The organism is Dolichospermum sp. UHCC 0406, assembly GCF_009712025.1.
Lineage (GTDB): Bacteria > Cyanobacteriota > Cyanobacteriia > Cyanobacteriales > Nostocaceae > Dolichospermum > Dolichospermum lemmermannii.
In genome coordinates this window covers 67,647-74,642 of the sequence record NZ_VILA01000022.1, presented here as the reverse complement: position 1 = coordinate 74,642, position 6,996 = coordinate 67,647, and the positions used below count along the sequence as shown (strand labels likewise).

At 40.4% G+C, this 6,996-nt stretch carries 3 protein-coding genes; all 3 read left to right on the top strand.

All coding sequences use genetic code 11. From position 1 onward, the window contains the following. Window positions 1-11: 11 nt before the first annotated feature. Genes FJR09_RS19170 through FJR09_RS19160 form a run of 3 tightly spaced genes read left to right on the top strand, consistent with a single transcriptional unit; the run spans window position 12 to window position 6,979 of the window. Window positions 12-1,889 carry an FAD-dependent monooxygenase gene (locus FJR09_RS19170; RefSeq protein WP_015079725.1) on the top strand — a complete coding sequence of 626 codons (1,878 nt, stop codon included), beginning with the start codon at window positions 12-14 and terminating at the stop codon, window positions 1,887-1,889. Then, complete coding sequence (locus tag FJR09_RS19165) at window positions 1,886-6,133, top strand: non-ribosomal peptide synthetase (RefSeq protein ID WP_168653543.1); 4,248 nt, start codon at window positions 1,886-1,888, stop codon at window positions 6,131-6,133. The genes FJR09_RS19170 and FJR09_RS19165 overlap by 4 nt, the downstream gene beginning before the upstream one ends. A gap of 54 nt (window positions 6,134-6,187) precedes the next feature. Beyond that, window positions 6,188-6,979: a class I SAM-dependent methyltransferase gene (locus FJR09_RS19160; protein WP_168653544.1), complete on the top strand. Its 792-nt coding sequence runs from the start codon at window positions 6,188-6,190 to the stop codon at window positions 6,977-6,979. Window positions 6,980-6,996: the final 17 nt, after the last annotated feature.

The following is a 6,996-nucleotide window of genomic DNA, read 5'->3' as shown; positions in this document are numbered from 1 at the left end:
AATTTAAACCGATGAAAACAGTTAATTTTTTGTCTCATCTCAATGATTTAGGAATAAATGTCTGGGTGGAAAATGATAAGCTGCGTTATCGTTCACCCAAGGGAGTAATAATTCCAGAATTACTGCAAGAGTTAAAAGAGCGTAAAGAGGAATTAATCGCTTTCTTGCGCCAACAAGCGGAGGATTTAAATCAAGCAGAAACCTATGATGTCGTAATTTGTGGTGGTGGATTAGCGGGTTTAACTTTAGCAAGACAGTTAAAATTGCAAAAGCCTAATATGGCGATCGCCGTGCTTGATAAAATGTCTGGTCTTTCACCAGAAGCTAGTTTTAAGGTGGGAGAGTCAACGGTTGAAGTGGGAGCTTTTTATTTAGCGAATACTCTGCAATTAACCGATTACTTTGAAGAACAACATTTAGTTAAACTGGGATTACGATATTTCTTTAACAATAGTGCTACCAATTTCCAAGAAAGACCAGAACTAGGACTATCAGAGTTTCATGCTCCCAATTCTTATCAAATAGATCGGGGAAAATTGGAAAATGATTTGCGCCAGTTTAATATGGAAGCGGGAGTAGAATTACGGGAAGGTTGTTTAGTTAATGAAATTGCTCTCGCGGAAGGATTACAGCAACATCATAAAGTTGTTTATACCCAAGGTGATGGAGATAATAGAAAAAACAAAATCATTAAAGCAAGGTGGGTAGTTGATGCAATGGGTCGCCGTCGATTTCTGCAAAGGAAACTGGGTTTAGATAAACCTAATAATGATAACTTTGGTGCTGTTTGGTTTCGGGTTAATGGTCGCTTTGATATCGGCGATTTTGTCCCTAGCAGTGAAGAAAAATGGCATAATCGTGTTCCCAACAAAAATCGTTATTATTCTACGAATCATTTATGCGGTGAAGGCTACTGGGTTTGGACAATTCCTTTATCTACTGGTCATACCAGTATCGGGATTGTGGCTCGTCAAGACATTCATCCTTTGAAGAATTATTATAACTACGAATTGGCTTACCAATGGTTACAGAAAAACGAACCTGTTTTGGCTTGTCACTTAAAAGATAAAGAGCCTGAAGACTTTAGGAAAATGCCCAAATATAGCTACTCATCTAAACAAGTATTTTCCTCGAATCGTTGGGCTTGTGTGGGTGAAGCTGGAACATTTCCCGATCCATTTTATTCTCCAGGTACAGATAATATTGGATTTGGTAATTCATTAACGACCCAGTTAATCGCACTCGATTTGGAAGATAAACTTACCAAAGAAAAGGTTGAAGATGCTAATTATTTTTACATAAGCTATAGCGATGGGGTCACGTTAAATATTCAAAATGCCTATAACTGTCTGGGAAATGGGATAGTAATGGCGACAAAATTCATCTGGGATACTTTGTCAGGATGGACATTTAGTGGTTTGATGATGTTTAATTCTATCTTCCTTGATCAGGATTTTAGAACAAGAGTTCAAGAGATAAATAGCAAATTTTTCCCCCTTTCCTATCGGATGCAACAGTTATTTAGAGATTGGGCGAATAAATCTTTAAATCGGGTTAACTTTGAATTTATTGATTATTTAGCGATTCCTTTTGTTGATGAACTGCGAACCCGTAATTTAAAATCTAACAAAACTAAGTCGGAAATCATTGAAAATTATCTCAGTAGCCTCAAATTATTGGAGGAAGTGGCGCAAGTTATGTTTCACTTAGCCCTAGAAGATACCATGCCAGATATGTTATCTAAAGTTAACTCTAATTCATGGTTAAATGCCTGGGCAATTAGTCTAGATATTAGTAAATGGGAGGCGGATGGACTTTTTACTCCTAAGAGCGAACCGCGCAATTTAAACTTGATTAAACAACAGCTTTGGGAGGCAATTGGCAAGTGAAAGTAGTAGAGTTTTTATCTTATTTAAATAGTTTAGATATCAAAGTTTGGCTGGAGGAGCAGAAGCTACGATATCAGGCTCCCAAGGGAGTAATGACATCAGAAATTAAGCAAGCAATCGGGACTAGAAAATCTGAAATTCTGGACTTTTTAAAACAAGCAAAAACGCCGACGAATACTGCTGAATTAGCGATTATTCCTGTCTCACGGGATGAAGATTTACCCCTATCTTTTGCCCAACAGCGGCTCTGGTTTCTGCACCAGCTATCACCGGACAGCACTGCTTACAATCTGTTGGAGGCGTTGCGGCTAGAAGGTGCGCTAAATTTAGTGGCTCTGGAACAGAGTTTGACTGAACTGATTCGTCGTCACGAGATATTAAGAACTACTTTTCCCATGGTAGACGGAAAACCTATCCAGCGAATTGCTCCGCCCTCAACAGTAACCTGGCAAATCGAGGATTTACAGGGGTTATCTACAGAAGAACAAACGGCGCAATTTCGACAGATGGCGATCGCTGCCGCATTAAAACCCTTCGATTTGGCAGGAGAACCCCTAGTACAGTTTACGTTACTGAAACTGAGTCCCTATTCGTATATACTGCTGTTGAAGATGCACCACATTATCTACGATGGTTGGTCATTGAGCATTTTCTTCGGTGAATTATCTCAGTTATATGAAGCTTTCACTCAAGGTTTACCCTCCCCTCTAGCTGAATTACCGATCCAGTACGCGGATTTTGCAGTTTGGCAACGTCAGTGGCTCACAGGTGAAGTCCTAGATCGCCAACTCAATTACTGGCGAGAACAATTAGCAGGGTTAACTCCCATCTTGGAACTGTCAACGGATTATCCCCGTCCCCCAGTTCAGACTTTTCAAGGTGGGGTTGAGTGTTTTCAACTGGATCGCGATCTGACGCAACGCCTCAAGCAGTTTAGCCAGGAGTCAGATGCTACGCTGTTTATGACCCTACTGGCAGCTTTTTTGGTCTTAATTTCTCGTTATAGTGGTCAGTTGGATCTGGTGGTTGGCTCCCCCATTGCCAACCGCAACAGCAAGAGTGTCGAGCCGCTCATGGGGTTTTTTGCTAATACCCTAGCATTCAGGGGTAATCTCTCTGGAAACCCCAGCTTTCGAGAATTCCACGAGCAAGTGCGACAAACAACATTGTCCGCCTATGCTCACCAGGATTTACCCTTTGAAATGTTGGTGGAAAAGTTGCAGCTAGACCGCGATTTGAGTCGTAATCCCCTGGTACAGGTGCTGTTTTCTCTCCAGAATACCCCCCAATCTTCTAGCAATTTGTCAGGTTTAATCATCGAAAATATGCCCTTACCACTTGATGTCAGGGCCAGATTTGACTTGGAAGTGAACTACTGGGAAATTCCAGGAGGTCTGGAGGGTGTTTGGTGCTATAACTCTGATTTATTTGATGCAACCACAATTACTCGTATAGGGGAACATTTTCAAACTTTACTCCAAGCAATTGTGGCAAATCAAGAAATGCGAATTTCGGAATTACCACTGTTAAGTCCAGCCCAGCGTCATCAATTATTGGTGGAGTGGAATGATACACAAGTAGACTATCCCCATGATTTGTGCATTCATCAGTTGTTTGCGGAGCAGGTAGAGCGCAACCCGGATGCTGTGGCGGTGGTATTTGAAGAGCAACAACTTACATATCATGAATTAAATTGTCGAGCTAATCAGTTAGCGCATTACTTGCAGTCTTTGGGTGTGGGTGCGGATGTACTGGTGGGTATTTGTGTGGAGCGCTCTTGGGAGATGATTGTGGGATTACTTGGTATTCTCAAGGCGGGTGGTGCTTATGTGCCCCTTGACCCTGAGTATCCAACTGAGCGGTTGCGCTTTATGTGGGCAGATGCTCAAGTTTCAGTCTTATTAACCCAACAGCATTTAGTTGAGAAATTACCTGAACATCAAGTGCCTGTCGTTTGCTTAGATACCGACTGGCTGGTGATCTGTGAATCTAGTCCGGAGAGTCCAATCACTGAGGTGCAACCTGGTAACTTAGCTTATGTGATTTATACCTCCGGTTCTACTGGCACACCCAAGGGAGTAGTCGTCAATCATCAGGCTGTAAATCGACTCGTCAAAAACACTAACTATGTACAGTTAACACCTGATGACCGTGTTGCTCAAGCGGCAAATATTGCTTTTGACGCCGCAACCTTTGAAATTTGGGGAGCATTGCTCAACGGAGCAAAGTTAGTGATGATCACTAAATCTGTCTTACTTTCCCCTCAAGAATTTGCTGCCAATATCCGCGATCGCGAAGTCAGCGTCTTATTTTTAACCACAGCTTTATTCAATCAGTTAGCTAGTTTTGTACCACAAGCATTTAGTTCTCTTAGATATCTACTATTTGGTGGTGAAGCGGTTGACCCCCAATGGGTGCAAGAAGTCTTAGAAAAAGGCGCTCCAAAACAACTGCTCCATGTCTATGGTCCTACAGAAAATACCACTTTTTCTTCTTGGTATTTGGTAGAGGAATTAACAACGATCGCCACAACAATCCCCATTGGTCGGGCAATTTCTAATACACAAATCTATTTGTTAGACCAAAACTTACAACCAGTTCCCGTAGGTGTACCAGGAGAGTTACACGTTGGTGGAGCAGGTTTAGCACGCGGCTATCTCAACCGACCAGAGTTAACCCAAGAGAAATTTATCCCCAACCCTTTTGATCATTCAAAATTATATAAAACCGGGGACTTGGCACGCTATTTACCTGATGGAAATATCGAATACTTGGGTCGCATTGATCATCAAGTTAAAATTCGTGGCTTCCGCATTGAATTAGGCGAAATTGAAGCCGTACTTAGTCAACATGAGGATGTGCAAATATCTTGCGTCATTGTCCGCGAAGATACCCCAGGTGAGACTTGTACTGAGCGTAGCCGAAGTAAGCAGTTAGTCGCCTATATTGTGCCGCAAAAAGATGTCACACTCACAACTAGCGAACTGCGTCAGTTTCTTGGCAATAAACTACCTGGATACATGATACCAAGTGCTTTTGTGATGTTGGACTCTTTACCACTTACTCCTAATGGTAAAATAGACCGCCACGCCTTGAAAGCACCTGCTCACACCAGTAACTCCGATAGATTTATCGAAGTGCGTAATCAATTGGAATTGAAACTGCTGCAAATCTGGTCAAATATTCTTAAAATTGACAAAATTGGGGTACAGGATAACTTTTTTGATTTGGGTGGTCATTCTCTTTTAGCTCCCTATTTAATGACTCAAATTAAGCAGCAGATTGGTAAAGATATTCCTGTAAAAGACCTTTTTCAAAACCCCACAATAGAACAGTTAGCAGCAATTATCCAAAAAGAATCCGATGATTCTTCTCCATCTTGTTTAGTAGCAATTCAGCCCAATGGTTCAAACTTACCTTTCTTCTGTGTTCCCGGTGCAGGGGGTAGACCTTTTTACTTCTATCACTTAGGACGTTGTTTAGGAGATGATCAACCGTTATACAGTTTTGAAAATAATCTGTATCAGGAATTAGGTGCGATTACTCATATTGAGGATATGGCTAGTATTTACATTGAAGCCATGCAAGCTGTTCAGCCACAGGGACCATACTTTTTAGGCGGACATTCTTATGGGGGAAATGTAGCTTTTGAAATGGCTCAACAGTTGCGTAACCAGGGACAGGAAGTTGCTTTGTTGGCAATAGTTGATTCTTCAGCACCAACCTATAAAGATAAACAAATGCTGATTGATTATATTAATTGGGATCATGCGAGGTGGTTAGTTGAAGTGAGCAAAGGCATAGAAGTTTATTTAGAAAAGAATGTGGATATTTCTTATGATACTCTGCAATCTTTGACTGTGGATGAGCAACTAAAATACGTTTTACACTATTTCAAAATGGCTAATATGCTGCCTCCAAATGCTGAAATTACCCAGTTGACAAATATCGTCCAAGCTTATAAAAATAGTTGTTTATGTCTAGTTGATTATGTACCAAAACAGCCTTATTCAGGTAAATTGACAATTCTCCGCGCTAATGAGGATCTACCAGAAGACCCTAATGGTTATTTAAATGCTGAGGTTTCACAGGATTTATCCTTGGGCTGGAGTGAGTTTTCTAGCGAGCCAGTTGATATTCATTTTGTCCTCGGAAACCATATCACAATTATGGTTGAACCCCATGTCCAGGTTTTAGCCGAAAAGTTGAAAGCTTGTATTCAGCAAGCACAAACAAACATCTAAATGATGAGTGGGGTTGATCACAATGAAAACCAATATAAACAAGTGTGAGTAAAAATGGATAAAAACGAATTTATCAGTATATTTGACAGTTTAATTTTAAATACCTCGACTAGAGATTACTATGGTGAAAAAGAGTTTTTCAATGTGGGTTATTGGCACTCTGATACTCAAAATCAGCATGAAGCCTGTTTTAATCTGATGGAAAAGCTGTTAGAATTTATGCCAAGAAAGCAGGGAAATATCCTCGATGTTGGTTGCGGTTTGGGAGCAACTACCAGTCATCTCCTTAACTATTATTCCCCTGCGGATGTTGTGGGCATTAATATTTCCAGAAAACAAATCGAAAGAAGTATAGTTAATGCGCCAGGCTGCAAATTTATTTGCATGGATGCTGTGCAGATGGAATTTGAGGATGATTTTTTTGATAACATTATCTGTGTGGAGGCTGCTTTTTACTTTAACACAAGAGAGAAGTTTCTGAAAGAGGCAATGCGAGTATTGAAGCCAGGGGGAAATCTGATCCTCGCCGATATCATTTTCGACACTACAAAGTATTTTGGTGATTTGATTGTTCCTGAAAATATTGTCAAAGATAAAGATATTGAAGATTATAAACGTCTTTATCAACAAGCAGGATTTCAGCCAATAGAATTTGTGGAAGCGACAGAGGTATGCTGGAAAATACACTACCGAGATTTAAAATCTTCGATTATAGAGGAATTTAACACAGGAAAGATAGATGAAGAAACTTATAATTTCAATGTGGTTGCTATAGATGCTTTGCTAGATTCTTCATCTATAGATTATTTGTTGGTTTCAGTAAAGAAGCCAGTAAACTTAATGTGATATTTTGTTCTGTTTTT